Genomic DNA, 1,037 nt, shown 5'->3' with positions numbered 1-1,037 from the left:
CGTCGGTGCTGGAAGCGATGGCCAATCCGCGCCAGATCGATGCGCCGCTGGTCGATGCCTATCTCGCCCGCCGGGCGCTGGATTATCTCGTCGGCTTCACGCTGTCGCCGGTGCTGTGGCGCAAACTGCCGGGCGCCCGTTCGGCCGGACGCGTCCAGTCGGTTGCGCTGCGTCTCGTCTGCGACCGCGAATCCGAGATCGAGCGCTTCATCCGCGAGGAATACTGGCAGATCGCTGCACTGCTGGGCACGCCGCGCAACGAGAATTTCGAAGCGCGGCTGACCGCCTTCGATCGCAAGAAGCTGCAAAAGCTCGACATTTCAAACAAGGCGCAGGCCGACGACATCAAGTCGATGCTCGAAGGCGCGACCTTCAAGGCGGTGTCGGTGGAAGCCAAGCCGACCAAGCGCAATCCCGGCCCGCCCTTCACCACCTCGACGCTGCAGCAGGCCGCCTCGTCGGGTCTCGGCTTCTCGGCCAGCCGCACCATGCAGGTGGCGCAACGCCTCTATGAAGGCATGGAGATCGGCGGTGAGACCACCGGTCTGATCACCTATATGCGAACCGACGGCGTACAGATGGCACCCGAGGCGATCGACGCCGCACGCGATGCCATTGCCAAGGAATTCGGTCCGAAATACCTGCCGGAAAAGCCGCGCCAATATACGGCCAAAGCCAAGAACGCCCAGGAAGCGCACGAAGCGATCCGCCCGACGGATTTCATGCGCACCCCGGCATCGGTCAGGCAATATCTCGATTCCGACCAGATGCGGCTCTATGAGCTGATCTGGAAGCGCGCCATCGCCAGCCAGATGCAGCCGGCCGAAATCGAGCGCACCACCGCAGAGATCGAGGCGGTCAATGGATCGCGCACCGCGGAGCTGCGTGCCGTCGGTTCGGTCGTTCGGTTCGACGGTTTCATCGCCGCATACACCGACCAGAAGGACGACGATGCGGAAGACGAGGAAAATCGTCGGCTGCCCGAGATCCGTGCCGGCGAGCAGCTTGCCCGCCAGGCGATCAACGCCACCCAGCAC

At 64.0% G+C, this 1,037-nt stretch carries 1 protein-coding gene; it reads left to right on the top strand.

What is annotated here, in order from left to right; all coding sequences use genetic code 11:
* On the top strand, positions 1 to 1,037 hold a 1,037-nt coding region (locus EN932_RS36840; protein WP_245483411.1), incomplete at both ends, for a DNA topoisomerase.

The sequence above is a fragment of the Mesorhizobium sp. M7A.F.Ca.US.002.01.1.1 genome, from assembly GCF_004022955.1.
GTDB classification, from domain to species: domain Bacteria; phylum Pseudomonadota; class Alphaproteobacteria; order Rhizobiales; family Rhizobiaceae; genus Mesorhizobium; species Mesorhizobium ciceri.
The sequence above is the reverse complement of the archived record's forward strand: the minus strand, read 5'-3'. Positions and strand labels throughout refer to the sequence as shown.